At 36.7% G+C, this 24,771-nt stretch carries 24 protein-coding genes and 1 other RNA gene; 18 read left to right on the forward strand and 7 right to left on the reverse strand.

The window, feature by feature from the left end; translation table 11 throughout:
* Positions 1-109: 109 nt before the first annotated feature.
* The 6 genes from dinG (at position 110) to nth (ending at position 7,753) form a co-directional block, all read left to right on the forward strand.
* A complete protein-coding gene (gene dinG, locus MKY78_RS19010; RefSeq protein WP_339214911.1) occupies positions 110-2,893 on the forward strand; it encodes an ATP-dependent DNA helicase DinG in 2,784 nt (927 codons plus the stop codon).
* Positions 2,894-3,262: 369 nt separating this feature from the next.
* Positions 3,263-3,784, forward strand: coding sequence for a DUF5590 domain-containing protein (locus MKY78_RS19015; protein WP_339214912.1), 522 nt, complete (start codon positions 3,263-3,265; stop codon positions 3,782-3,784).
* 16 nt (positions 3,785-3,800) lie between these two features.
* Positions 3,801-4,982: a pyridoxal phosphate-dependent aminotransferase gene (locus tag MKY78_RS19020; protein WP_339214913.1), complete on the forward strand. Its 1,182-nt coding sequence runs from the start codon at positions 3,801-3,803 to the stop codon at positions 4,980-4,982.
* Positions 4,983-5,031: 49 nt separating this feature from the next.
* Entirely contained in the window at positions 5,032-6,324 is a 1,293-nt protein-coding gene (gene asnS, locus MKY78_RS19025; RefSeq protein ID WP_339214914.1) for an asparagine--tRNA ligase, read from the forward strand.
* 86 nt (positions 6,325-6,410) lie between these two features.
* Positions 6,411-7,097 carry a DnaD domain-containing protein gene (locus MKY78_RS19030; RefSeq protein WP_339214916.1) on the forward strand — a complete coding sequence of 229 codons (687 nt, stop codon included), beginning with the start codon at positions 6,411-6,413 and terminating at the stop codon, positions 7,095-7,097.
* Positions 7,097-7,753, forward strand: a complete 657-nt coding sequence (nth, locus tag MKY78_RS19035; RefSeq protein ID WP_339214918.1) for an endonuclease III — start codon at positions 7,097-7,099, stop codon at positions 7,751-7,753. The genes MKY78_RS19030 and nth overlap by 1 nt, the downstream gene beginning before the upstream one ends.
* A gap of 46 nt (positions 7,754-7,799) precedes the next feature.
* Here the strand turns inward: nth and MKY78_RS19040 are convergent, their stop codons facing one another.
* Together MKY78_RS19040 and recU are read right to left on the reverse strand one after the other, a co-directional pair.
* Complete coding sequence (locus MKY78_RS19040) at positions 7,800-10,505, reverse strand: PBP1A family penicillin-binding protein (RefSeq protein ID WP_339214919.1); 2,706 nt, start codon at positions 10,503-10,505, stop codon at positions 7,800-7,802.
* Positions 10,506-10,522: 17 nt separating this feature from the next.
* Positions 10,523-11,107, reverse strand: coding sequence for a Holliday junction resolvase RecU (recU, locus tag MKY78_RS19045; RefSeq protein WP_339214920.1), 585 nt, complete (start codon positions 11,105-11,107; stop codon positions 10,523-10,525).
* A 105-nt stretch (positions 11,108-11,212) separates the two neighbouring features.
* Here recU and MKY78_RS19050 point away from each other — a divergent pair, with 105 nt between their 5' ends.
* The gene (locus MKY78_RS19050; RefSeq protein ID WP_339214921.1) at positions 11,213-12,151 is read left to right on the forward strand and encodes a DUF2515 family protein; all 939 of its coding nucleotides are present in this window, start codon (positions 11,213-11,215) and stop codon (positions 12,149-12,151) included.
* Positions 12,152-12,386: 235 nt separating this feature from the next.
* Here MKY78_RS19050 and MKY78_RS19055 read toward each other — a convergent pair whose 3' ends face one another.
* Positions 12,387-12,488: a spore protein gene (locus MKY78_RS19055; RefSeq protein ID WP_222619021.1), complete on the reverse strand. Its 102-nt coding sequence runs from the start codon at positions 12,486-12,488 to the stop codon at positions 12,387-12,389.
* A gap of 159 nt (positions 12,489-12,647) precedes the next feature.
* Here MKY78_RS19055 and MKY78_RS19060 point away from each other — a divergent pair, with 159 nt between their 5' ends.
* From MKY78_RS19060 to MKY78_RS19090, 7 genes are all read left to right on the forward strand, one after another.
* The gene (locus tag MKY78_RS19060; RefSeq protein WP_339214923.1) at positions 12,648-12,857 is read left to right on the forward strand and encodes a hypothetical protein; all 210 of its coding nucleotides are present in this window, start codon (positions 12,648-12,650) and stop codon (positions 12,855-12,857) included.
* Positions 12,858-12,954: 97 nt separating this feature from the next.
* Positions 12,955-13,305 (forward strand): DUF1798 family protein, encoded by a 351-nt coding sequence (locus MKY78_RS19065; protein WP_339214925.1) that lies wholly within the window; start codon positions 12,955-12,957, stop codon positions 13,303-13,305.
* A 71-nt stretch (positions 13,306-13,376) separates the two neighbouring features.
* A complete protein-coding gene (locus MKY78_RS19070) occupies positions 13,377-13,775 on the forward strand; it encodes a cytidine deaminase (protein ID WP_339214927.1) in 399 nt (132 codons plus the stop codon).
* A 211-nt stretch (positions 13,776-13,986) separates the two neighbouring features.
* Complete coding sequence (gpsB, locus tag MKY78_RS19075; RefSeq protein ID WP_186869751.1) at positions 13,987-14,295, forward strand: cell division regulator GpsB; 309 nt, start codon at positions 13,987-13,989, stop codon at positions 14,293-14,295.
* A 64-nt stretch (positions 14,296-14,359) separates the two neighbouring features.
* Positions 14,360-14,734: RNase P RNA component class B (rnpB, locus tag MKY78_RS19080), an RNA gene on the forward strand.
* Positions 14,735-14,863: 129 nt separating this feature from the next.
* Positions 14,864-15,994: a class I SAM-dependent RNA methyltransferase gene (locus MKY78_RS19085; protein WP_339214929.1), complete on the forward strand. Its 1,131-nt coding sequence runs from the start codon at positions 14,864-14,866 to the stop codon at positions 15,992-15,994.
* A gap of 11 nt (positions 15,995-16,005) precedes the next feature.
* Positions 16,006-17,505 (forward strand): carboxypeptidase M32, encoded by a 1,500-nt coding sequence (locus MKY78_RS19090; protein ID WP_339214931.1) that lies wholly within the window; start codon positions 16,006-16,008, stop codon positions 17,503-17,505.
* A gap of 190 nt (positions 17,506-17,695) precedes the next feature.
* Here MKY78_RS19090 and MKY78_RS19095 read toward each other — a convergent pair whose 3' ends face one another.
* Genes MKY78_RS19095 through MKY78_RS19105 form a run of 3 tightly spaced genes read right to left on the reverse strand, consistent with a single transcriptional unit; the run spans position 17,696 to position 20,049 of the window.
* Positions 17,696-19,384 (reverse strand): b(o/a)3-type cytochrome-c oxidase subunit 1, encoded by a 1,689-nt coding sequence (locus MKY78_RS19095; RefSeq protein ID WP_339214933.1) that lies wholly within the window; start codon positions 19,382-19,384, stop codon positions 17,696-17,698.
* Complete coding sequence (locus MKY78_RS19100) at positions 19,384-19,887, reverse strand: cytochrome c oxidase subunit II (protein ID WP_339214935.1); 504 nt, start codon at positions 19,885-19,887, stop codon at positions 19,384-19,386. The genes MKY78_RS19095 and MKY78_RS19100 overlap by 1 nt, the downstream gene beginning before the upstream one ends.
* 24 nt (positions 19,888-19,911) lie before the next feature.
* The gene (locus MKY78_RS19105) at positions 19,912-20,049 is read right to left on the reverse strand and encodes a cytochrome c oxidase subunit 2A (protein ID WP_186869746.1); all 138 of its coding nucleotides are present in this window, start codon (positions 20,047-20,049) and stop codon (positions 19,912-19,914) included.
* A gap of 242 nt (positions 20,050-20,291) precedes the next feature.
* On the opposite strand from MKY78_RS19105, the gene MKY78_RS19110 reads away from it, so the two are divergent.
* The gene (locus MKY78_RS19110; protein ID WP_339214938.1) at positions 20,292-21,377 is read left to right on the forward strand and encodes a 3-oxoacyl-[acyl-carrier-protein] synthase III C-terminal domain-containing protein; all 1,086 of its coding nucleotides are present in this window, start codon (positions 20,292-20,294) and stop codon (positions 21,375-21,377) included.
* On the forward strand, positions 21,377-21,895 hold the full coding sequence (locus MKY78_RS19115) for an isoprenylcysteine carboxylmethyltransferase family protein (protein ID WP_339214940.1): 519 nt from the start codon (positions 21,377-21,379) through the stop codon (positions 21,893-21,895). Before MKY78_RS19110 ends, MKY78_RS19115 begins: the two co-directional genes overlap by 1 nt.
* Before the next feature lie 47 nt (positions 21,896-21,942).
* On the opposite strand, the gene MKY78_RS19120 is transcribed toward MKY78_RS19115, so the two are convergent.
* Positions 21,943-22,143 carry a cold-shock protein gene (locus tag MKY78_RS19120; protein WP_186869743.1) on the reverse strand — a complete coding sequence of 67 codons (201 nt, stop codon included), beginning with the start codon at positions 22,141-22,143 and terminating at the stop codon, positions 21,943-21,945.
* Between the two features lie 346 nt (positions 22,144-22,489).
* Here MKY78_RS19120 and MKY78_RS19125 point away from each other — a divergent pair, with 346 nt between their 5' ends.
* Together MKY78_RS19125 and MKY78_RS19130 are read left to right on the forward strand one after the other, a co-directional pair.
* Positions 22,490-24,166 (forward strand): formate--tetrahydrofolate ligase, encoded by a 1,677-nt coding sequence (locus tag MKY78_RS19125; protein ID WP_339214942.1) that lies wholly within the window; start codon positions 22,490-22,492, stop codon positions 24,164-24,166.
* Complete coding sequence (locus tag MKY78_RS19130; RefSeq protein WP_339214944.1) at positions 24,166-24,759, forward strand: HD domain-containing protein; 594 nt, start codon at positions 24,166-24,168, stop codon at positions 24,757-24,759. Before MKY78_RS19125 ends, MKY78_RS19130 begins: the two co-directional genes overlap by 1 nt.
* Positions 24,760-24,771 lie beyond the last annotated feature (12 nt).

Raw genomic sequence — 24,771 nt, forward strand, 5'->3', positions numbered from 1 at the left:
CTTTTAACCTGAGATACCTCTTCAACTTGTGATGAAGAAAAAAAGGAATAAAGTTTAAACGATACGATGAAGTACATTATATTAAATGACATATAAAGGTGGTGAGGGAATGAATCGATTTGTTGTCTTGGATTTAGAAACAACAGGAAACTCTAGTGCAAACCAAGATAAAATTATCGAAGTGGGTATCGTTGTAATTGAAGATGATCAAATCACGGATGAATTTTCAACGATGTTATACCCAGAAAAATCGATACCACCCTTTATTACAAAGCTAACGGGAATTAAAGATGAAGATGTAAAGGATGCACCATCTTTTACAGAAATGGCGGACACGATAACGACTTTACTAGAAAACAGTTACCTAATCGCTCATAATGTCCCATTTGATATGGGATTCTTAAATTCAGAACTAACGTCTATTGGTAAACCTAGATTACGAAATCCTGTACTGGATACGGTGGAATTAACTAGAATTCTGTTACCACAGGCACCTGGCTTTAAGCTAGGACAGTTGGCGGATTATTTAAATATTAAACATGATAATCCGCATCGTGCATTATCAGATGCTTATGTCACAGCAAAGCTCTTCCTTATCTTAAAGGAAAAGATATCTACCTTACCATATGAAACATTACAGCATCTTTTAAAAATCGAAAAATCATTAAAGTCCGATTTATATGACATTCTAAACAAACAATTGGAACAAGTTGCCTTTAAGACTGAGGAAACGGATTATATTAGTTATAAGGGACTTGCTTTCCGTAATAATATTCCTATGAAGCGTGAAAAAGTAATGATCACGACTTCCTTTGGCGAGTATTTAGATTCTATCTATGAAGAGAATGGTTCAATGGAATCAGCGATTAAGCAGTACGAAAAAAGAGATGGACAACGAATCATGTCTGAGGACATTTATGATTCATTCCAGGGAAAAAAACACGCTCTTATTGAAGCGGAGACCGGTACAGGAAAGTCATTAGCCTATTTGATACCAGCTATTTATGAAGCGGTAAAAACAAATAAGAAAATAGTGATTAGTACGTATACGACACAGCTGCAATCACAGCTATTAGAAGAAGAAATTCCTTTGGTGAAAAAGCTACTATCATTTCCATTTAAAGTGGCGTTATTAAAAGGAAAGCAGCATTATATTAGTATTGAAAAATTCATTCATGAATTGTATTCCTCTGAGCAGGATAACTATGATATTGCCTTAACGAAAGCCATGATTCTCGTCTGGTTATTGGAAACTGAAACAGGTGATATAGATGAATTACACTTGCCTTCCCATGGCCAACTATTTTATAGACGAATCTCTGCTGATACGGAAGGACAAGCGGATCCTTCTTCACCATGGTTTAAATATTCCTATTACCAGAAAGCACGGAGAAAAGCTCAATTAGCAGATATTATTATTACGAATCATGCATTATTATGTACCGATATATTTAATGAGTATCAGTTTTTACCAAAATACGATAAAGTCATCATTGATGAGGCACATCACTTAGAAGAGACCGCTTCAAAACACTATGGTTTAAAGCTTGATTATGTTAATATGCAACATGTAATCAACCAAATTGGATCCTTTGGGGAAGGGAAATGGATAGATAAGCTTGCCACTAGTCATGACGAGATTAAAGAGGCCGTTTCCTCTGAACGCTGGAATGATTTAGTTAGCTTAACCAAGTATGAATTAGATGATTTGTTCCGTTCGATCTTTCAATATGTGTTACACCTAGAAGGAACGAAGAAGGTATTAAGTGATGTCGGCCGAATTCAGTATCGGTATGAAGAAAGAAAAGAGAAAGCAGTGAGATGGAATCCAATTAAAGAGATGGCTACAAGGGTTATCTTTTACATTCGGGATTTAATCCATTACCTTACTATCATAAGCCAACAATTGAGTGACAAGGAAGCAAAGGATGAAACAGAGCATCGTATTGAATTACTTCAATCCTTTATTGATGGGATAGAACAATTATTCTTACTTGATAATGATTCTGTTGCCGTGAAATGGATAGAAATTGAAGCATATGGTGCTAAAAATGCGGTTTATTTATATAGTGAACCAGTTAATGTATCCGCTGTGCTTCAAGAACAATTTTTTGCTGTAAAAGAAAGTGCTATTTTAACCAGCGCTACTTTAACGATGAAAAATTCGTTTAGTTTCATTCAAAAACGTCTAGGAATACCAAATAATCGGCTTTATTCGAAAAAAATACCCTCTCCTTTTTCTTATGAAGATCAAGTTCGTGTGATGGTTCCGAACGATTTTCCAGAGTGGAATTATAGTAATTCGGACGATTTTGTTACGGCAACTTGTGAGGCTATCCTATCCCTTGCAGAAATCACCAGTGGTAGGATGCTGGTACTATTCACATCGTATGATATGCTTAAAAAATCGTATTATTTAATGAAAGAATCCATGGAAAATGATAAGTTTGTACTTATTGCCCAAGGTATTTCAAGTGGTAGTAGAGAAAGATTAAAAAAGAACTTCCAAACATTCGATCAATCAATCCTACTAGGAACAAGTTCATTTTGGGAGGGTGTCGATATTCCAGGTGATGATCTATCGTGTTTAGTGATAGTAAGATTGCCATTTCAACCTCCTAATCACCCTGTATATGAGGCAAAGGCGCAAGATATGAAGAAAACTGGTGGAAATGCATTTTATGATTTAGCACTTCCAAATGCGGTTATCCGTTTTAAACAAGGGTTCGGAAGGCTTATTCGTTCAAATAATGATAGAGGGATTGTATTTGTGTGTGATGCGAGAATGATAAGATCGTCCTATGGGAAGTATTTCACGGAATCCATTCCAAAAGTACCGATTGCCTTTGATTCAACAACCGAATTAATGAAAAAAGCAAGAGAATGGTTTTAACCATTAATTTTCAATACGGCACAGTATCACGTTGTTTTCCTCATTCTGTAATGTTTTGACATAAAAAAAACTGATGCGAGGGGCATCAGTTCAATGAGATGGTATGGAGTTTAGAAGTTTTTTGGTTGAAATAAATAAAATCAAAACAAAAATCGGGAAATGCTTGGTATAATGGATGTGTTTCATCTTATTTAAGTTCAACGTAATTATAGTATTAGCAGCATATAAGCAACTATGATTAGTAATAATTGATAAGAATAGAAGCAATTTGATAGGTATAGGAATTTGGAGGGTAAATGATATGGAAAGAAATAAAAGAATTCAGCCACGTATTAGAAATTTGAAGGTAGTAACAAACGTAGGTAACGTATGCGAAGAAATAATATAAGTGCTCCCTCCTGGACAAAATGGGTTATTTTCGCATTGATCATTGTTGTTGTTGCTATTCTTATCTTTTTAACGGTCTTATATAACAATATAGAAAAAAGTAAAACGAATGGGTTTGAACATGCTGAAAAACGAGTAATTGAGGAAACAGAAGTAATCGAAGTAGTGGAAACGATGCGATATCACGGGGATACACTCCATTATATCGTCATTGGTACTACTGAAGATAATCAAAGTTTAATGGTATTTGTTCCTGATGACGAAGAGGATGAATTAACCACCATTAATGAGGATGAGATTATTCCAGTTGAAGCCATTCGTCAAAGCTGGCAACAAACATGTACCAATTGTGAGTTCATTAAAACTGTTCCGGCAATTACCGATCATAATCCATTATGGGAGATTACCTACTACGATGAAGCGGGACGATATGTGATGGATTATGTGTCTATGTTTGATGGCTCAAAGTATGAAGAATTTCGCTTTAAAAAAATGTTTGATTAAGTGAGGGAATTGCAAAATGGAGATTGCAAACAGAGTAAAAACATTAACCCCATCGTCAACCTTAGCTATTACAGCAAAGGCGAGGGAATTAAAAAATAATGGTTTTGACGTTATCGGACTTGGTGCAGGTGAACCAGATTTTAATACACCAGCATATATTATTCAAGCTGCAAAAGATGCAATGGATCAAGGCATGACGAAGTACACACCTGCTGGTGGTATTAATGAATTAAAGCAAGCTATAATGAAGAAATTAAAACAGGATAACGAGCTTGATTATCAAATGAACGAAATCATTGTTACTTCAGGTGCTAAGCATGCTTTATATACGCTTTTTCAAGTGATTTTAAATGAAGGTGATGAAGTCATTGTTCCAGCGCCGTATTGGGTAAGCTATCCAGAACAAATTAAACTAGCTGGTGGAAAACCAGTTATTGTAGATGGCTTAGAAGAAAATGATTTTAAAATTACACCAGAACAATTGGAAGCAGCAATATCGGATTGTACAAAAGCGGTCATTATAAATTCTCCAAGTAATCCAACAGGGATGATGTATAGTGAAGATGAGCTGAAAGCGTTAGGAGAAATCTGCTTAAAGCATAATATTTTTATCATTTCTGATGAAATTTATGAGAAATTAATCTACACAGAAGATAAGCATGTATCTATTGCACAACTTTCTTCTGCATTAAAAGCGCAGACTATCGTGATTAATGGCCTATCGAAATCACATGCGATGACTGGATGGAGAATCGGCTATGCTGCAGGTCCAGAAGTAATTATAAAGGCAATGACTAATTTAGCATCGCATTCAACATCTAATCCAACTTCAATTACACAATATGCTTCGTTAGCAGCATATCAAGCAGAAGAGGATCCAACTATTGAAATGCGTAAAGTATTTGCAGAAAGACTCGATGCGTTATATGATTTAATCGTTACTATTCCAGGAGTGACCTGTAAAAAGCCTCAGGGAGCATTCTATTTATTTCCAAATGTATCCGAAGCTGCTAAATTAAATGGCTTTGATTCTGTGGATGACTGGGTAACAGCATTACTGGAAGAGGAAAAGGTTGCTGTAGTACCTGGTTCAGGCTTTGGAGCACCTAATTACATGCGTTTATCTTATGCAATCGAAATAGAGCAATTAATTGAAGCTGCTCATCGAATTAAACGATTTGTAGAAAAACATCAATAATAGATATTCACATGACGAAGCAAATTTTTTACTAATGGAGGTTATTTCGTTGAAAACAACAATCGCACAAGTACCCAAACATGAGGGGAAATCAGTAACAATCGGAGCATGGCTTGCCAATAAGCGCTCTAGTGGTAAAATTGCATTCTTACAATTACGGGATGGCACAGGATTTATGCAAGCTGTTGTTGCCAAAAGTGATGTGAGTGAAGAAACATTTCAGCTTGCAAAAAGCTTAACACAGGAATCTTCTATTTATGTTACTGGTACTATTGTAGAAGATACTCGCTCTCCATTCGGTTATGAAATGCAAGTTTCCGATATTGAATTGATTCATGAATCGGTTGATTATCCTATTACACCGAAGGAGCATGGAACAGAATTTTTAATGGATCATCGCCATCTATGGTTACGTTCTAAAAGACAACATGCTGTAATGAAAATAAGAAATGAGATTATTCGTTCTACATATGAATTCTTTAATGATAACGGATATATCAAGATTGATCCGCCAATTTTAACAGGATCCTCTGCAGAGGGTACAACGGAATTATTCCATACTAAATACTTTGATGAAGATGCTTACCTATCTCAAAGTGGTCAATTATATATGGAAGCTGCTGCAATGGCCTTTGGAAAAGTGTTTTCATTCGGACCTACTTTCCGTGCAGAGAAGTCTAAAACTCGCCGTCATTTGATTGAATTCTGGATGATCGAACCAGAAATGGCATTTGTAGACCATGAAGAAAGCCTAGTAATCCAAGAAAATTATGTTAGCCATATCGTTCAATCTGTATTGCAAAACTGTAAATTAGAGTTAGATATTCTTGAGAGAGATACTTCGAAGCTTGAAAAAGTAAAAGCTCCATTCCCACGTATTTCCTATGATGATGCGATTGCGTTATTAAAGGAGAAGGGCTTTACAGACATTGAGTGGGGCGAGGATTTCGGTGCACCTCATGAGACTGCAATTGCTGAGAGCTTTGATAAACCAGTATTTATTACGAATTATCCAGCAGAAATTAAAGCATTCTATATGAAACCAGATCCAAATCGTGAGGAAGTAGTTCTTTGTGCAGATTTAATTGCTCCAGAAGGATACGGTGAAATTATAGGTGGATCCCAACGAATTGATGACTTAGAGCTAATGAAAAAACGTTACGAAGACCATGGCTTAACAGGGCCAGCTTATCAATGGTACTTGGAATTAAGACAATACGGAAGTGTACCACACTCTGGATTCGGTTTAGGTTTAGAGCGTACAGTTGCTTGGCTTTCAGGAGTAGAGCATGTTCGTGAGACAATTCCATTCCCAAGATTGTTAAATCGTTTGTACCCATAAAAAACTAAATGTGGCTGTTCCAATTAGGGACAGCCACATTTATATGTACATCCAATTCATGCTATACTTAATATGAGGTGCACTATATGAAAAAAAACATGTTGATTCAGGATATTATGAATAATCAAATAAGCATACCGAGCGAATTATTGCTCTCTTATAAAACATTAGGGCTTAATGAGACCGATTTAACCGTTATATTACACATCCATCGATTTATTTTACAGGGCAACGATTTTCCTACTATACATGAGATATCAGATTATTTGACTGTGGACGATAATGAATGCTCGAAGATTCTCCGAAAGCTAATTCAACGGAATCTCTTGAAGATTGAGCGTTCAGAGAATAGTCAAAATCAGTTAAGCGAATCCTATTCACTTGAGCCATTATGGGAAAAAATATACCAGCCTGTAAAGGAAGAGAAGAAAGACAATGATGACGGCACATTATTTATTTTATTTGAACAGGAATTTGGTAGGCCGCTTTCACCATTTGAAATAGAGACGATTAATGTTTGGTTGGATGAGGACAAGATCTCACCAGCATTGATTAAGGCAGCACTACGAGAGTCTGTGTTAATGGCTAAGTTAAATTTTAAATATATGGACCGAATTCTTAGAGAATGGCAAAAGAAAGGGATTCATACAGTTGAACAAGCTCGTCAGGCCTCCAAGCGATTCCATGATAATCAGACCACCAAACAAAGTAATGTAAATAATTCAAAAAGAGATACATCATTTTATTATAATTGGCTAGAGGGAGAGGACTAATGTTAAACAAGAAACAAATTCGATTCTGTTTAGACGAAATAGGTAAGATGTTTCCAGATGCAGAATGTGAATTAACCCATAGTAATCCATTTGAACTTGTAATAGCAGTCTTATTATCAGCGCAATGTACAGATGCACTAGTAAACAAGGTTACAAAGAATCTTTTTCAAAAGTATAAAACACCTGAGGATTATTTAGCCGTACCACTTGAAGAACTACAGCATGACATCCGGTCTATCGGATTGTATCGTAATAAGGCAAAAAACATTCAGAAGCTTTGCACTGTATTACTCAAGGAATATGGTGGGGAAGTACCAAGGTCAAAAGATGAGCTAGTAAAATTAGCGGGGGTTGGTCGAAAAACGGCTAATGTCGTTGCATCTGTTGCCTTTGGTGAACCGGCTATTGCTGTAGACACTCATGTAGAGCGGGTTTCCAAACGATTAGGTATTTGTCGCTGGAAGGATTCCGTCATTGAAGTAGAGGAAACGTTAATGAAAAAGGTACCAAAGGATGAATGGAGTGTGACCCACCATCGGTTAATCTTTTTTGGACGTTACCATTGCAAGGCGAAAAATCCGAATTGTCCAGAATGTCCCTTACTAGAGGTATGTAGAGAAGGGCAAAAGAGAATGAAAAAACGAGAAACAATTTAAAAAAGCTGTCACGATAAACTGTGACAGCTTTTTTTAGTTATATCAACTATTCTTCTCCATTGTCTTCATCGCCCTGATTGTCAGAATTAGGGTTAGATGCTTCATCTGCTTCATCTTCTGGATCTGGATTATTATCATCATTTCCAGGAATTTCAACAGCAGTACTACGGGTTTCCCCTCGGGATCCTTCATTAGCTCCTCTTTGGCCAATCGCTGTTACATGTATGGTGTAAACTTGACCAGGAGTGAAGTTTCCACTAATTTCAATTCCTTTTGATTCTACCGTCTGGGTACCACCTTGTGCACCTTCCACTACAACTTCGAAAGCAGCCGGTGGTCCATCATAGCCCCAATTTACATCGATAATGGATTTTGCTGGGTCATATACAGCAGTAAGACCACTTACAGCATTGATAGGAGTATTTTCTTCCTCTTCTTCCTCATTATCTAGCTGAATCTTAACAGATTGTGGTTCACTGCGAATTTCTTCATTATCTTTACTTTTTACTACAACTTGAATCGTATATTCAGCACCAGGTGTTACTTGGCTGATTTCTAATTGTTTCTCTTCCGTAGAGGAGAGGACTTGCATGTCTCCACCGTTTACACTAGCTGAGACTTCAAAGTTAACTTCTTCATCAGAATCATAATTCCAAGTGACTAAAATAGAATTATTATCTTCTTTGTATTCCGCTTTTAATCCTTTAACTGGATCAAGCATATCAAATCGCTCGGAAGTCTTTTTAGGCTCTGTACCCTTCACAAATAACTCCGTAACAATTTCAGAGCTAGGTGTATATTCACTAGGTAGGGCAGCAGGATTTGATCCTTTTTCCACTTTTACTTCTACGACTGAATCAGGTTTTACAAAATCAGCTGTCTCCACATTCTCGTGGACTTTTGTCATAAGCTGCTTAAACAGATTATGTGCCACTAATTTTTCATCATTCATTGTGCGGTTAGACTCGTCATATCCGACCCATATTGCAGTTGTATAGTTCGTAGTGTAACCAGCAATCCATGAGTCCTTTGTACCTTCCACATCTTTTAAGTTGGTAGTACCTGTTTTAGCTGCAATAGGTAAACCTGAAATTCGAGCCGGTCCACCAGAAGAACCTTGTGCTAAGGCAGTTTTTAGCATGTCAGAGATCATATAAGCTGTATAATCAGACATGGCAACTTCTGGTTCTGGCGCTAAGTTAATTGTTCGATCATCTGGGTAGACTACTTTCGAAACGGCAAAAGGCTCGTATCGTATACCTTCATTACCAAATGCTTGGTAAGCTCCTGCTAATTGTAGTGGGTTAACATTGGTATCGGCACCACCAATTGCATCCGTTAATTGTGGGCGACCATTTGCAAATTCAATCCCCAGGTTATTAGCAAATTTTTGCGAGTTATCATAGCCAACTTCTTCTAATACTTTTACTGCTGGAACATTGAGTGATTCTTGTAAAGCATAGCGAGCTGTCATCCAGCCTTGATATGCTCTGTTCCAATTTCGAATTGCTTGGTCCGTTCCTGCAATTTCGTATGGCTTATCATCATTAATTTGATGATAAGTAGACATTTTATTGTATTCAATGGCTGGGCCATAAGCTACGATAGGCTTAAAGGTAGAACCAGCTTGGCTACCACCTTGAATTGCGTAGTTCCAGCCATTCTGATAATTGCGGTCCCCACCAATTGCACGAATTGCTCCCGTCTTTGTATCAAGTAACACTAGTCCAGCATGTAAGTCTTCGTTAGGGAAGGCAACTGGATTACTTTCTGAATCTGATAATAACAGATCTACATAGTCTTGAGCGTTCTTATCTAGGGTGGTGTGAATTTGTAGACCATCAGAATAAATATCGGCACCATCTAATTTTTCGTGTACTTCTTTTTCTACTTGTTGAAGGAAGGCATCGTATGGATTCGATACTTCTTTCTTTTCAACTAGTAGGGAAGGGATATCCACTTTCATTGCTTCGTCAGCTTCTTCTTGTGTTATTTTGTCATGACGAACCATTAGTTTAAGTACAGTTTCCATTCTTTCTTTCGTTAGATCCGGATTTTTAAATGGATCATAAGCAGACGGTCTTTGCGGTAGCCCTGCTAAAATAGCTGCTTCTGCTATGGTTAGCTCATGTAAATCGGTTTTGCCAAAATAAGTTTCAGCAGCTTTAGCTACACCATAAGCACCAGATCCATAATAGATTTTATTTAAATACATCTCTAAAATCTGTTCTTTCGAATAATCTTTTTCTAGCTGTAAGGCGAGCCATTGTTCTTGTACTTTAAGTTTGATTTCTTTATCTGGTGTTAAGAAAGATCTTTCTACTACTTGCTGTGTAATGGTACTTGCACCTTCAGAACCAAATCCATGGCGGATGTTCGCTATAATAGCACCACCAATCCTTCTTAAGTCGATCCCAGAATGATCAAAAAATCTAGCATCCTCAGTCGCAGTCACGGCATCGATTAATATATCAGGTAAGTCGTCATACGAGATTTTTGTCCGTTTATATTCTCCAAGATCGGCGATGATTTCACCATTCATATCATAGACCTTTGAAGAAAGTGGATCTGATAATTTTGATGCATCAATTTCTGGTGCTGTGGCAATATAATAAGTAAATAAACCAGCTACACCTATGCCGATTGCAAGAAAAATAATAAGTAATGCTAATAATATCTTTTTCCATAATGGTTTCTTTTTTGATTTTTTTTGTTTTCTTCGCGCAGTGCGAGTTTGGCTTTTTTCTGCCATTTCTCACTACCTCCAATCTAAAAATAAAGTTGATCAATAATCGAAAGGTAATCAACTCTAGTTTGGTATTTAAAAGGAATGAAGTGTCCTCTTTGCTTAATTTGCGTGTATGGTATTGATTTTCTACCATCGGTTTCCTTTTCATACCAAAAGGCTAATAATTCTTTTGCTTCTAACAGATATGTTTCATCGTGATGTGCAAATCGGATAATCATAAAACATATGCCGCCGTGTTTAATAATTGATTCCATATGATGAATCTGATGTTCATGCACATTGGCTAGCGGAAATGAATGTTTATTTTTCGTTTCTTTGGCCTCAAAGTCTACGTAATGATTTCGGTATAATCCGTTATAATCAGTTGTTGATGCTTGTTTGAAATACGCTTCGGTAATGACAGCTGCACTACGCTTAGGATAGTTAACTTTTACGATTTGAATGGGCGTAGGTTTCTTGTGAATGATAGCAAGATCCATGTCCAAATAATATTGATTCGTTTGGTTTATATCCTCTTCCAGCGTCATCCCTCTATTGGAGAAGGTTTGATTAGTCGTTTTACTTCTTATATTGGATAGTGACCGTTTTCCATTTGGATAATTCACGGCTTTCCCCCCTAGCATAAACAGTATCATATCAGAAAAACTCCTGCATTGTAACTTTTAAGTTAAAAATAGATCAAAATATCACATATAGGGCAGGGCATATATATGAAAAAACGGGAGTACCTCTATTATATAATAAATAGAACGAATAAGCATAATCTAGACAACATATCACGTACTAAAGCATACCAAGAATTTTACTTGAAATATCCAGAAGTAAAATGGGCATTAGTTGCTAGTATTGTATCGAGAAATGCTGGATGGAATATGACTGATTTGTATTTACCTCCGTATAAAAACATGCTTGGAAGTAAGGAATTGCAAAACTTATTCATGACCTATGAACGGGCAAATTGGCTGATTTTTTCCGATGCTTACCCACAATTATTAGCGTATGAGTTATTTATGAAGCATGGGCATTCATTAGTAGATATCTTAAAGGAATTTCATGTGTCTGATTTTATGATTCATGAATGGGAAATATTTAGAAAAACAAACAATAAAGAACGATTGATGCTGGCACTTATTATAAATGAGCAAAATGTTATACAACGTCCCGTTATTACGCAGCCGTATTTTAAAAGAAGCGTATTCTTCCGTCTTCCATATTGGCTACAAAATAATTTAATGCTTAATGCTGTCTTACTTCCTACTAGAGGAGGAAGTCTGTATGGATGTTATGTTCACGGGTTTACTAATGTAACCAATCGAATCACACTCGGTAAAAAGTTAGCCTCACAAATATTCCATCCTGAAGTTTATTCTGGCTTGATGGATTTTATAGTAACGGTCGAACATACTGGCTCAAGAAGAGATTATGAAAGTCTCTACAACATTTCACTTCCAAAGAGTCCAGTGTTAAGACTTGTTTATCCTATAATCAATCACCAAGATAGTATTCGTCGGGATTGGTTTTATTTAGGGGGCACTAAAAAGAAGTGGTTTGAACCAGTAACAGTTGAACCAAAGGAAATAGGGGGTTCCTTTTATTTAAAACGAAAGCTATTGTATGGTTACTATCATATAAAATCCTTGATGCAGTAGCGAAGTACATGGAAAATTATATCGATATTTAAGTAGGGTATGTTAGGGTGTCATTTCAATTATGCGTTTTCATGCATAACTTTGTGATGAGAAGGTGCTGAGACACAAGTTTACCTTAGCAATACCGAATAACATAGACTTTATTTTTTTCGGCGCTACTAAGGTATTATGAGGTTGCACAACTTACAAATTTCATTGTGTCTCAGCCTTGTTTATCAAAAAAAGTCTTCTTATGTTATGTTGATGGGCGATTAGGGCCGTTTAATTTCTTATCACCAGTTTTTAATGATTTCCCATTCTCATTTTCTTTTTGTTTGTTTTTATGGTTGTCTTTCATCAGATAACCTCCTTTACTAATAGTTTGTCTAATTAATGAAAAAAAATGAGTATCCTCACTAGTTTTGTACGATTACTTCTAGTTTTGTCGAACAGGAAGGAGTCAGCTTAATCTTAACGAATAGTAAAGGTAAGAGACTAAATTCGTGAGGTGATAATAATGGGACTAGCACTAGTGAAAGTTACAGAAGTTAGTGGCGCTTGCCGAAAAGATTTTGAGACAGCATTGTTACAACTTGGGGATATTACGCGAAAGGTAGAGCAACGTTTAACTATAAGCGTAAATAACTCAATAGAGCAACATTATGAAGAACAACTATATGAATATGAACAGGTTAAAATAACAATCCATTCGTTACTAAAACAATGAATTATTGTATCGATTTAATATGATAAGCTTGGTTTAATGCCTAAATTTGCTAAACATGATATGGTATAGGTAAGAACGGATGAATAGAGGCGTAACCATGCGATTAATTGAGTATACAAATCAACTTAAACAAGAATTAGTGAAACTGAAAGATATATTTGAACAAACAGATCCTCCAGAAGACAGGAAGGATAAAGTTTATTTTGAAATGGTACGGGAGAAGACTTTGCCTGTATACGTGCTTTTAGAGAAATGGGAAGCACTTGCATTAGAAGTGATCAAAGCGAGTAAGATAAGTGTACACCCAAATCAAATTGTATCCACACGAGAAAATATGGAACTATTAATAATGCATAGTTACTATGTGGATGTTCGACGTAGGCGATATATGGAATTACACCAGTCTGTCCTATACGTATTGGATCAATTGATACGAGCTTTGGACTAACTGCCTTTATCTTTACAATTCTGACAACTTTTAATATAATTAGCTTCCACACACCGAGAGGGGGAAAGGTAATGTCTAAAAATGAACTGATAGAAAAAGCAATAGAAATTAGAAAAAGGGCATATGTCCCATATTCGAATTTTGCTGTTGGTGCTGCGCTTTTAACAAAATCAGGAAAAGTATATACTGGATGTAATATTGAAAACGCAGCATACCCAGTTTCTTTATGTGCTGAAAGAGTTGCAATATTCAAGGCAATTTCTGAAGGAGAAACTGAATTTGTTGAGATGGCTGTTGTTGCCGATACGGAAAGACCGGTACCGCCATGTGGTTCCTGTCGCCAAGTGATGAGTGAATTTTTTGCTGGAGAGATGAAGGTACACCTAACTAATCTACATGACAATACGATGACAGTTAAGGTGGATGAATTACTTCCATTCTCCTTCCAAAAAACAGATATGGAAAAATAATACATAGTAACATGACAATAAATACCGGTATTTTTGTACTGAAAAATAGCGGAAGTTGTGGTAAATTAAAGTAAGAAGCGGATTGTCCTGCTTCTTACTTTTTTGCTATAATAAAATACGAACGATATACATATAGTAAAATAACTTGTTTTACAGTTAATAGTTGATACTAATAAATTTAGATGATTACATTAGATGGGGTGAAGAAGCCATGCAAAATCGTGTTCAATTAAGTGGAAAAGATATTCTTGAAAAAGATTTCAAAACAGCAATGCGCGGATATAACCAAGAAGAAGTAGATGAATTTCTAGACGTTGTTATTCAAGATTATGAGGCATTTGGTCAGGAAATAGATCGCCTAAAACAAGAAATCCAACGATTGAAAAAAAATAGTGAAGGACAAGTAAGAACAAGATCGACTAATCCAGTCCCTCAACAAGTTAATTATGATGTACTAAAACGTCTTTCTAATTTAGAAAAAGCTGTATTTGGTAGTAAGTACGCAAACGCTGATTCATAAATCCAATCATTACCAGTGAAATTAGTTTAGGAATATGGTAAGATAGATTTTAGCGATAAATTGAATACTCATGTAATCGCTGCACGTTTGTGCAGAGGAAAGTCCATGCTCACACAAACTGCGATGTTTGTAGTGTTCGTGCTTGACGAATTCATAAGTCAAGGTAGTCTTTAAAGGCTAACGGCAGGTGAAGTTCCTAAGTCGCAAGATATGGAATGATAGCCTTGAAAGTGCCACAGTGACGGAGCTAAAGTGGAAACACTTTAGGTGGAACGAGGTAAACCCCACGAGTGAGCAACCCAAATTATGGTAGGGGCATCCTTTATTAGGGAAATGAACCGAACGAGGGACAGGTAATTCCTGTAGATAGATGATTACAACCGGAGTACGAGGCTGACCACCGCTTGGAGTACAATGGTACAGAACATGGCTTATCGAGTATTCAATGGTCTTACATATGATTTTTCCAATAACCTTTCTGCATCGTGCGGAGAGGTTATTTTATGTATATAGTAAATTTGTGGTAAACTAACGTTACGTTTACTCTAACAATGAAGGGATTTTGTAAATGGCAAAGCATATTAAATTAATCGCAACAGCTGCTATGGGACTAGAATCGGTAGTAGCAGAAGAAGTACGGAAGCTTGGTTATGAAGTAGAAGTTGATAATGGGAAAGTAATTTTTGAAGCTCCAATCTCAGCCATTCCAAGGTGTAATCTTTGGCTTAGAACGGCTGATAGGGTCAAGTTAGTTGTAGGTGAATTCAAAGCGACTACGTTTGATGAACTTTTTGAAGGTACGAAGGCATTGGCCTGGGAAGAGTATGTAAGTGAGGATGGTCAGTTTCCTGTATCCGGTAAATCGGTTAAATCAGCACTCTATAGTGTTCCAGACTGTCAGAAGATAGTGAAGAAAGCTATTGCAGAACGTTTGAAACGAAAGTATGGAATGGCATCCAAAATGCCAGAAACTGGTGCAATGTATAAAGTAGAAGTATCGTTATTAAAGGATATGGCGTTATTAACAATTGATACGTCCGGAGTAGGATTACATAAAAGAGGGTATCGTGTTGGACAAGGGGAAGCACCATTAAAAGAAACAATGGCAGCTGCATTGGTTTTACTTACAAACTGGCGTCCGGAATTCCCGTTAATTGATCCTTTTTGTGGATCTGGAACGATACCTATTGAAGCAGCTTTGATTGGTCAAAATATTGCCCCAGGATTTAATAGAGAATTTGCTGCGGAGGAATGGGAATTTATTCGCAATAAGTATTGGGATGAAGCCTTTCAGGAAGCAGAAGATTTAGCCAACTATGATCAAAAGCTAGACATCATCGGAAGTGATATCGATCATAAAATGATTGAGATTTCGAAGGCGAACAGTTTAGAAGCAGGCTTAGGTGAATTAGTAACCTGGAAACAAATGCAAGTAAGCGACTTAACTATTCGTAATGAAAATGGTTATATTATCGCCAATCCGCCTTATGGTCAACGTATTGGTGATCAGGAAGCAGTACAAGAGATGTATCAGGATTTGGGGAATATTATGAAGAATCATCCATCCTGGAGTGTATATGTTTTAACAGCTCTTGAAGCATTTGAAAAGCATTACGGAGCAAAAGCTACTAAAAAACGAAAGCTATTTAATGGATTTATTAAGACCGATTACTATCAATACTTCGGGAAAAAAGTATAGGGGGAAGTATAATGGCAACTATTTCGGAAATGGAAAAGGAATTTAAAGATTATTTGAAGGAAATAAACGCTATGCGTGAGGCAGTAACGTTAATCCAATGGGATTTACGTACGAAGATCCCCAAAAAAGGTGTGGAGCAGCGATCAGAAGTAGTGGGCTATCTATCGCAAAAAATACATCAAATGCAAGTTTCCGATAAAATGAAGGCTTTCATTGACGCATTAAAGGATAATACGGAAGATGAAATTATTCAAAAGTCAATACTCGAATGCCTCGATACCTATGAGAAGAATCGAAAAATACCAGAAGATGAGTATAGAGAGTATGTTATGCTTCAATCCAAATCGGAAGCAGTATGGCAAGAGGCGAGAAATAAAGCTGATTTCTCTTTATTTCAACCGTACTTAGAGAAGCTAGTAGCATATAACATCAAGTTTGCGAATTACTGGGGCTATAAAGAAAATATTTATGATGCTTTATTAAATAATTATGAACCAGGTGTAACAGTGAAAACGTTAGATGAGGTATTTCCAAAAGTGCGCAAATCACTTTCGGACCTACTTCAAAAGATACAGCAAAGTTCCGTCAAGCCTAATACTGATTTATTAACGGCACATTTTCCTAAACAAGCTCAAGAAGCATTTTCTGTAGAAATATTAAATCGTATGGGGTACGATTTTGATGCTGGTCGATTAGACGATACGATTCATCCTTTTGAAATTACTATCAACTTAAATGATGTTCGAATTACTACTCGATATGATGAACAGGATTTCCGTATGGCTGTTTTTGGAATTATTCATGAAGCAGGACATGCATTATATGAGCAAAATATTGATAAACGATTAGAAGGTACCCCACTTGCGTCTGGAACTTCAATGGGTATTCATGAATCACAGTCCTTATTCTGGGAAAACTTTTTAGGCAGAAATAATGTGTTCTGGGAGTCCCATTATGACGTATTTAAAAAGTATGCACCAAAGCATTTTGCACAAGTAGATTTACATGATTTTTATCAAGCGGTTAATGAAGTTAAACCATCTTTCATTCGAATAGAGGCGGATGAATTAACATACCCACTTCATATCATGATACGATATGAATTAGAAAAAGCGTTAATTAACGGAGAGATTGAGGTCAAAGACTTACCGCAATTATGGAATGAGAAAATGGTGGAGTACCTAGGAGTTGAACCACCAACAGATAAAGAAGGGGTACTGCAAGACATTCACTGGGCAGGTGGAGACTTCGGTTATTTCCCTTCGTATGCTTTAGGGTATATGTATGCAGCACAATTTAAGGATAAAATGAGTGAATCGATTCAGATAGATGAGGTTATTAAATCAGGAGATTTTGCTCCAATCCGTAAGTGGCTTACTGAGAATATCCATCAGTATGGTAAAATGAAAAAACCACTAGATATCTTAAAAGATGTTACTGGAGAGGGATTGAATCCAGACTATCTAATAAACTATTTAACAAGCAAATATCGTGATATTTATAAGCTATAAGTAATTTTGGTAGCCGGTATCTTTGTTGGGGTAATACATGGTAAGACTATGGAAAAAGCAATAGCTGTTACAGATTTAGCCTACTAATCAAGAATTTTTCACTAATCATATGCTCCTTAATAAAAGAATTCCGTATCATTTAGATACAGAATTCTTTTATTAAGGCTACCAGTTCATTACTCAATAGAATTTATCTCCCTATTGGAAAATCAAATGGTACAGATCCTGCTGGTGAATGTTGGATAATATCAATAAAAGGTATCGTATATGCTGCAAGAATTAATACTACGGTAATACCAATCCATAATTTCCAATTTTCAAAGTAAGCAGGTGTAGCTTCAGCATTTTCTTCTTCTTCAGCAATTGGAAATTCTTCCTCACCCTTCGGAGCAAAGAATGTTAGTTTAATAAAAATGTAAACCATTAAAAGAATACCGACAAACAAGATCGTTCCACCAATTGCTTGAGCCATTTGGTATCCAATCCATTCTGTTACCTGGTCACCACCAGCATACTCAGAGTAAGAGGAGCGTCTAGGTCCACCTAATAGTCCTTGTATATGCATGGCACCAGACATGATGAACATACCAACAGCCCAGACAATAGCTTGAATGATACCTAAACGATTAATCTTCGGTGTTAGTTTACGACCTCTTAGATGCGGAATTAACCAATAGCTAATTCCAAAGAAAGTAAGCATTACGGTGGTAGCAACAGTCAAATGGAAGTGACCTGTTACCCAAATCGTATTGTGAACTACTGCGTTCATTTGGTGTGAGGCGTTTATAATTCCACCAGCACCACCAGGAATAAAGGCGACCATTCCGATAAATGGAGCTAGGAAACGGACATCTTTCCAAGGTAACTTTTTTAACCAGCCAAATAACCCTTTTGCCCCTTTACGACGACCAGTAATTTCGAATGTTGCAAACATGGAAAACGCGGTCATTAAACTTGGAATGACTACCATAAAGGTTAATACTACTTGAATGAACTTCCATGTTGGATCTATACCAGGTTCTGTTAACTGATGGTGAAATCCAACTGGGATCGAGAAGAATAGGAATAATACAAATGACATTCTAGCTAATGAATCACTAAATAATTTACCACCGATGATTTTAGGAATGATAGCATACCATGCCATATATGCTGGCAGTAACCAGAAATAGACTAATGGATGTCCAAAATACCAAAATAATGTTCTGCTTACTAACACATTAATGGTTTCTGCAAATCCAAGAGACCATGGGATAAACTGAATGAGTACTGCTACAGCAACACCTAATGATGCAATAAACCATAGAATGGTATTAATGGTAACCATAAAGGCAAGAAGTGGTGATTTTTCACCTGGATGTGCTTTTTTCCAAACAGCTAATTGATGCCAGTTGACAAAGCCAGCTATCCAGCTACCAACAACAACTAATGCAAGCCCAATATAGAATACTGGATGTGCTCGAAGTGGTGCATAGAATGTATAGAGTACACTTGCTTCACCAAGCAGAATCATGGTAGCTGTTAGAATCGTACCGATTACCATAATCCAAAAGGCAATCCATGCAATTTTACGTTGTTTATCTGAAATACCTACTGTTTTTCCCATTAAGGAAAAATGAAACCCTATAATAAAGTAGGTGGTTAAGACTAGCCCTAAAATGACACCATGTACGGTAAGTACTTGATAATAATCAATCCCAAATGGTAAGGTGAATTTTCCTGTACGTACGAAAACTTGTAGTAAGCCCATTAATCCACCTATAAATAATGAGATAAATGCAACAGATAGAAACGACATATAAAGTCTTGATTCAGGTTTAGATATAGGTAATGCCAGAGCGGAAGTTTGTTTATCGATTACTTTTTTTGCTAACTGCATTATTCATACACCTCCAAGGTGGCATACATTAGATGATGCCCAATTCCACAATACTCGTTACATACAATGGTATACGTACCCGGTTTGTTCATAACGGTTTCAAGACTACTTACATAACCTGGTTCAACCATCATGTTTACATTTGTGCCAGCAACATTAAAACCATGAACAACATCTTTTGTTGCTACCTGGAATAGAACCGTTGATCCTTTAGGAATCCGGATGTGTTTCACCGAATTTCCTTCCTCATCCTTTCCCAAGTCATAATAGAAGGCACTAGCAGCAATGTTTACGATATACTTATCATCGTCTACCTGTGTTAACCCTAGGTTTTCTGGTTTGAAGGCTTCATATGATTCAATATTGTTTGGGTCAACGGTAACGCCATGACTTTGTGGATGTGTTCCTTGCCAGAATGCGCCATAACCTAGCACGCTTAAGAATACAATTAGGGAACCAATTCCAAATGTTAACCAGATTTTTTCATACTTATGCAAATGCATCCTCATTCACACTCCTTTTCTTAGTTACCTCGAAATAAATAACGCAAATGCACCAATCCAACTGATGATGATAAATACACCTAATAGCATTACTGAAATGAAGGTACCTTTTAGTTCGGGCTTTTCTTTCTCAGATGCTTTTTTTGTTTCTTGATTTCGCATAAGAGATCCTCCCTTTTGATTTGTTAGTTATTACACCTTCATCATACACAAATTTCCAATACAGAAAATGCCAATCAGCTAACGTTCATCTTTTGTTCAATAGTGCCCTGGAATCCTTGGTATTACTGCGTTTTATAAGAAGAGTACGAAATGAATTGTGGCAGAAATATGTAAAAATAAGTAATAAATTATGAAAAGCGTAACAAACTAACTTCAAAAATGGCTTTTTAAAAGGTGAGACCATGACAATTATTTGTTCTGTTGGGAGAGCTATTCCAAAATATGAAATAGCTCAAAATCAAGTAAAAGATTTAGTACAGAAGATTTTTCAGTACTCAGAAAGGGAAGTAACGAGACTTTTACCAGTATTTGATAATGCTTCGATCCAATCTAGACAATTTGTAGTAGAGGAGGATTGGTTTTTAACGGATCACAGCTTTGAAGAACGTAATGGCTTATACCAGCAATATGCGATTGATTATGCTACTCAAGCAATGGATGATTGCTTACAGCGTGCTAATCTGACAGAGGCGATATCCTATGAAGATATCGATTTACTTTCATTTGTATCTAGTACCGGTGTTTCTACTCCTTCTGTGGATGCCTATTTGATGAACAAACGTCCATTTCGCCCTAATATAGACCGAATGCCTCTTTGGGGACTAGGGTGTGCTGGTGGAGCGATTGGATTATCTAGGGTGTTTAATTGGCTGAAGGCCAATCCAAGTAAAGTCGCTATGCTTGTCACTTGTGAGCTGTGTAGTCTTACATTTCAAAAAACAGATAATAAGAAAAGTAACTTAGTTGGAACAGCTTTATTTGGAGATGGGATTAGTGCTGTATTACTCATTGGAGAAAAGTCTCCGTTTCGCAATAAGCTGAATAAGCCATTACCGGTTATTCAATCTTATAGCTCGTATACCGCGAAGAATTCTACAGATGTAATGGGGTGGAAGGTAGTTAATACAGGATTTGAAGTTATTTTTTCAAAGAGTATTCCTACGCTAGTAAACACCGTTTGGAAGCCTCATATGGAAATGTTTTTACAGGATACGGGTTTACAGATAGAGGATATTCATAGTGTTATCGCACATCCTGGAGGAAAGAAGGTAATCGAAGCCATGATAAACGCATTACATATTCCGAAAGAGAGATTGAAATATACGTATAAGATACTAGAAGATCATGGCAATATGTCCTCCTCCACGGTGCTCTATGTTTTACGAGAATGGTTACAGCAGGATATGATACCTGGAAATAAAGGCATTGTCTGTGCATTAGGGCCTGGTTTTAGTTCTGAAATATTATTACTGGAGTGGGATGAATAATGGCATTATGGATGTGGATGTTAATTATATTTATCATTGGACAACGATTAGTAGAATTAGTTATTGCTAAACAAAATGAGAAATGGATGAAGGCAAGAGGGGGAATAGAAACGGGAAGTGCACATTACAAATGGTTTATTTATTTACATATTCTGTTTTTTATAAGCGTCTTTTTAGAAACATCGATGAAATTGGTTAATCAGGAGGTTGTCTTTAGTTATTTCTATTTTTTCGTATTTTTATTGGCACAGTTAGCTAGGTTTTGGTGCATCTATTCTCTTGGGCGATTTTGGAACACTAAAATCATTGTTATGCCTCGAGTGGCCTTAATTAAAAAGGGTCCTTATAAATATATGAAGCATCCGAATTACGTTATTGTAGCTGTTGAACTCTTTGTGATTCCGATGTTATTTGGTGCGTATCTAAGTGCAATTGTATTCCCAATCCTCCATGTGTTGTTATTAAGGATTAGAATTCCAGCAGAGGAAAAAGCATTAACCTCGATACCAAAACTATAAAAAAACGGTAATCAACGTTGATTACCGTTTTTCATTATATAGGTTTTTTATTTTTTAACTACGTTAGCTGCTTGTGGACCACGTTCACCTTCAACGATTTCGAAGGAAACTTCTTGGCCTTCTTCTAATGTCTTAAAGCCTTCACCTTGGATAGCTGAATAGTGAACGAATACATCGTTCCCACCTTCAACAGAAATGAAACCATAGCCTTTTTCTGCGTTAAACCATTTTACTACTCCGTTTTCCATGTAAATAATCCTCCTAAAACCTTCACGTAATACGTGATAATACAAATCAGAAAAATGAGTATCAAAAAAGGCAGCTCTTAAAGAAAGATTGGATCATATCAACCCACTTCTTTCCATTCGAAGCTACCACTTTTAATGATCCATAAATCTTCATTGCTTGTGATAAATATAGCTTATTTTGATATGTCAGTCAAGTTGCAAATTGGTATATAATACGGAATAATCCAATCAGTCTGTTATTTGACTGACATTCATTGTATAATTATAGTATGTTGTTTATTAGCTGAATTATGTATTATATTATTTTTTTCTGGTCAGCAAAAAATGTTAAAAGGGGATAGGAAGAATGAAAATAAAGTCCGATATAGAAATCGCACAAGAAGCTACGTTAAAGCCGATACATAAGATTGCTGAAGAACTTAATTTATCCGATGAAGATTATGAACCATATGGCCATACAAAGGCTAAATTATCTGATCGGCTTTTGGCTAAATTAGCTGATAAACCGAATGGAAAAGTAATTTTAGTAACTGCCATTAGTCCGACACCAGCGGGAGAAGGGAAATCCACCGTTACTGTAGGTCTTGGACAAGCAATGAATAAGATTGGAAAAAAGACTGTCATTGCACTACGAGAGCCTTCACTTGGTCCGGTAATGGGAATTAAAGGTGGCGCAGCTGGTGGTGGATACTCCCAAGTACTTCCAATGGAAGATATAAATTTACATTTCACCGGTGACCTACATGCTATTACAAGTGCTAATAATGCTTTAGCAGCTATGATTGATAACCATATACATCAGGGGAATGAATTAAATATTGACCCAAGAAGAATTGAATTTAAACGGGTTATGGACATGAATGACCGCGCCTTAAGACAAATTGTAGTTGGTCTTGGTGGACCGTTACGAGGAGTTCCTAGAGAGGATGGCTTCAATATAACGGTTGCTTCAGAGATTATGGCAATCCTATGTTTGTCTAACGATTTACAGGACCTAAAGAACCGAATTTCTAATATTGTTATTGGCTATACCTACGAAGAAGAGCCTGTTTATGCTCGAGATTTGAAGGTAGAGGGTGCTTTAACACTCCTTTTGAAGGATGCGATTAAGCCTAATTTAGTCCAAACAATCGAAAATACGCCAGCCATTATACATGGTGGCCCTTTTGCTAATATTGCACACGGATGTAATAGTATTATTGCTACAAAGACAGCAGCGAAATTAGGCGAATATGTAGTAACTGAAGCGGGATTTGGTGCAGATTTAGGAGCGGAAAAATTCCTTGACATTAAAACTAGAGCTGGAAATATTGAAACCGATGCAGTAGTGATTGTTGCGACAGTGCGGGCTTTAAAAATGCATGGTGGTGTGCCAAAGGATGAGCTTACAGTAGAAAATATTGACGCACTGAAGGCTGGTATGGAAAACCTTCAAAAGCATATTGAAACGATCCAGTACTTTGGCTTACCATTTGTGATTGCTATTAATCAATTTCCAACAGACACAACGAATGAAGTGGAATATATTAAAGCATGGTGTGAGGAAAGCAGCTATGAAGTAGCATTGACAGATGTATGGGCTCAGGGAGGAGAAGGTGGAATAGAACTCGCTGAAAAAGTTGTCCAAACGATTGCATCAAAAGAAAAACAGTTTAAGCATGTTTATGAGCTAGAGGATGCATTAGATACGAAAATCATTAAAATCGCTAAAACCGTATATGGTGCGGATGGCGTAGAATTTTCATCCAAAGCCAAAAAACAGCTTGCTTTCTTTGAAAAGCAAGGCTGGGGGAACTTACCGGTTTGTATGGCGAAAACACAGTATTCATTGTCGGATAACCCTGCATTACTTGGACGACCAACTGGCTTTACAATTACGATAAGAGAGTTCCGCCCTTCTATCGGAGCTGGATTTATTGTCGCATTAACCGGTGATATTATGACGATGCCAGGACTTCCAAAGAAACCAGCTGCCTTAAATATGGATGTAACAGAAGACGGTAAGATTGTAGGGCTATTCTAATGAACCAAAGTGAACAAATTTTAGCGATTCAAGCATATTGTCAAGACCTTTTTGGCAAAGATTCAACCGGACATGACTTTTTTCATTTAAAACGGGTAGCAAGACTTGCAAGTCAAATTGCAAAACAAGAGAGTGCGAACACCTTTATCTGTGTATCAGGTGCTTGGCTTCATGATGTTGGAGACCATAAATTGTTCGATGACCCTGCAAGAGCCCTTAACGATATGGACAAATTCTTGACTTCTATACAGGTTTCTGAGGAGGATATTCTAGCCATTCATCAAGCAATAGAAAACATATCTTTCAGTAAAGGGAAAATACCATCGTCCATAGAAGGAAAAATCATTCAAGACGCTGATCGAATAGATGCCATTGGTGCAATTGGTATTGCAAGAACGTTTGCATATGGAGGGGCGAAGGGAAGGCTAATGTATCATGATGTAGACAAGCAGGATACATCATTACAGCATTTTTATGATAAAATTTTACATCTAAAGGATACGTTACATACGGATGCGGCTAAAAGACTAGCTGAGGAAAGACATGCATTTGTTGAAGCCTTTATCGAACAATTTCTCGAAGAATGGGGATAAACGGGAAGTAAT

It is taken from the genome of Ornithinibacillus sp. FSL M8-0202 (assembly GCF_037975285.1).
GTDB classification, from domain to species: Bacteria; Bacillota; Bacilli; order Bacillales; family Amphibacillaceae; genus Ornithinibacillus; species Ornithinibacillus massiliensis.

Coding starts and splice junctions, on each gene's coding strand:
- MKY78_RS19115 (WP_339214940.1), top strand. CDS start 21,377: ATGGCATTATGGATGTGGATGTTAATTATATTTATCATTGGACAACGA.
- MKY78_RS19110 (WP_339214938.1), top strand. CDS start 20,292: ATGACAATTATTTGTTCTGTTGGGAGAGCTATTCCAAAATATGAAATA.
- MKY78_RS19070 (WP_339214927.1), top strand. CDS start 13,377: ATGTCTAAAAATGAACTGATAGAAAAAGCAATAGAAATTAGAAAAAGG.
- nth (WP_339214918.1), top strand. CDS start 7,097: ATGTTAAACAAGAAACAAATTCGATTCTGTTTAGACGAAATAGGTAAG.
- MKY78_RS19055 (WP_222619021.1), bottom strand. CDS start 12,488: ATGAAAGACAACCATAAAAACAAACAAAAAGAAAATGAGAATGGGAAA.
- MKY78_RS19015 (WP_339214912.1), top strand. CDS start 3,263: ATGCGAAGAAATAATATAAGTGCTCCCTCCTGGACAAAATGGGTTATT.
- gpsB (WP_186869751.1), top strand. CDS start 13,987: ATGCAAAATCGTGTTCAATTAAGTGGAAAAGATATTCTTGAAAAAGAT.
- MKY78_RS19050 (WP_339214921.1), top strand. CDS start 11,213: ATGAAAAAACGGGAGTACCTCTATTATATAATAAATAGAACGAATAAG.
- MKY78_RS19085 (WP_339214929.1), top strand. CDS start 14,864: ATGGCAAAGCATATTAAATTAATCGCAACAGCTGCTATGGGACTAGAA.
- MKY78_RS19105 (WP_186869746.1), bottom strand. CDS start 20,049: ATGCGAAATCAAGAAACAAAAAAAGCATCTGAGAAAGAAAAGCCCGAA.
- MKY78_RS19020 (WP_339214913.1), top strand. CDS start 3,801: ATGGAGATTGCAAACAGAGTAAAAACATTAACCCCATCGTCAACCTTA.
- MKY78_RS19065 (WP_339214925.1), top strand. CDS start 12,955: ATGCGATTAATTGAGTATACAAATCAACTTAAACAAGAATTAGTGAAA.
- dinG (WP_339214911.1), top strand. CDS start 110: ATGAATCGATTTGTTGTCTTGGATTTAGAAACAACAGGAAACTCTAGT.
- MKY78_RS19130 (WP_339214944.1), top strand. CDS start 24,166: ATGAACCAAAGTGAACAAATTTTAGCGATTCAAGCATATTGTCAAGAC.
- MKY78_RS19100 (WP_339214935.1), bottom strand. CDS start 19,887: ATGCATTTGCATAAGTATGAAAAAATCTGGTTAACATTTGGAATTGGT.
- MKY78_RS19120 (WP_186869743.1), bottom strand. CDS start 22,143: ATGGAAAACGGAGTAGTAAAATGGTTTAACGCAGAAAAAGGCTATGGT.
- MKY78_RS19095 (WP_339214933.1), bottom strand. CDS start 19,384: ATGCAGTTAGCAAAAAAAGTAATCGATAAACAAACTTCCGCTCTGGCA.
- MKY78_RS19040 (WP_339214919.1), bottom strand. CDS start 10,505: ATGGCAGAAAAAAGCCAAACTCGCACTGCGCGAAGAAAACAAAAAAAA.
- MKY78_RS19030 (WP_339214916.1), top strand. CDS start 6,411: ATGAAAAAAAACATGTTGATTCAGGATATTATGAATAATCAAATAAGC.
- MKY78_RS19090 (WP_339214931.1), top strand. CDS start 16,006: ATGGCAACTATTTCGGAAATGGAAAAGGAATTTAAAGATTATTTGAAG.
- MKY78_RS19125 (WP_339214942.1), top strand. CDS start 22,490: ATGAAAATAAAGTCCGATATAGAAATCGCACAAGAAGCTACGTTAAAG.
- MKY78_RS19060 (WP_339214923.1), top strand. CDS start 12,648: ATGGGACTAGCACTAGTGAAAGTTACAGAAGTTAGTGGCGCTTGCCGA.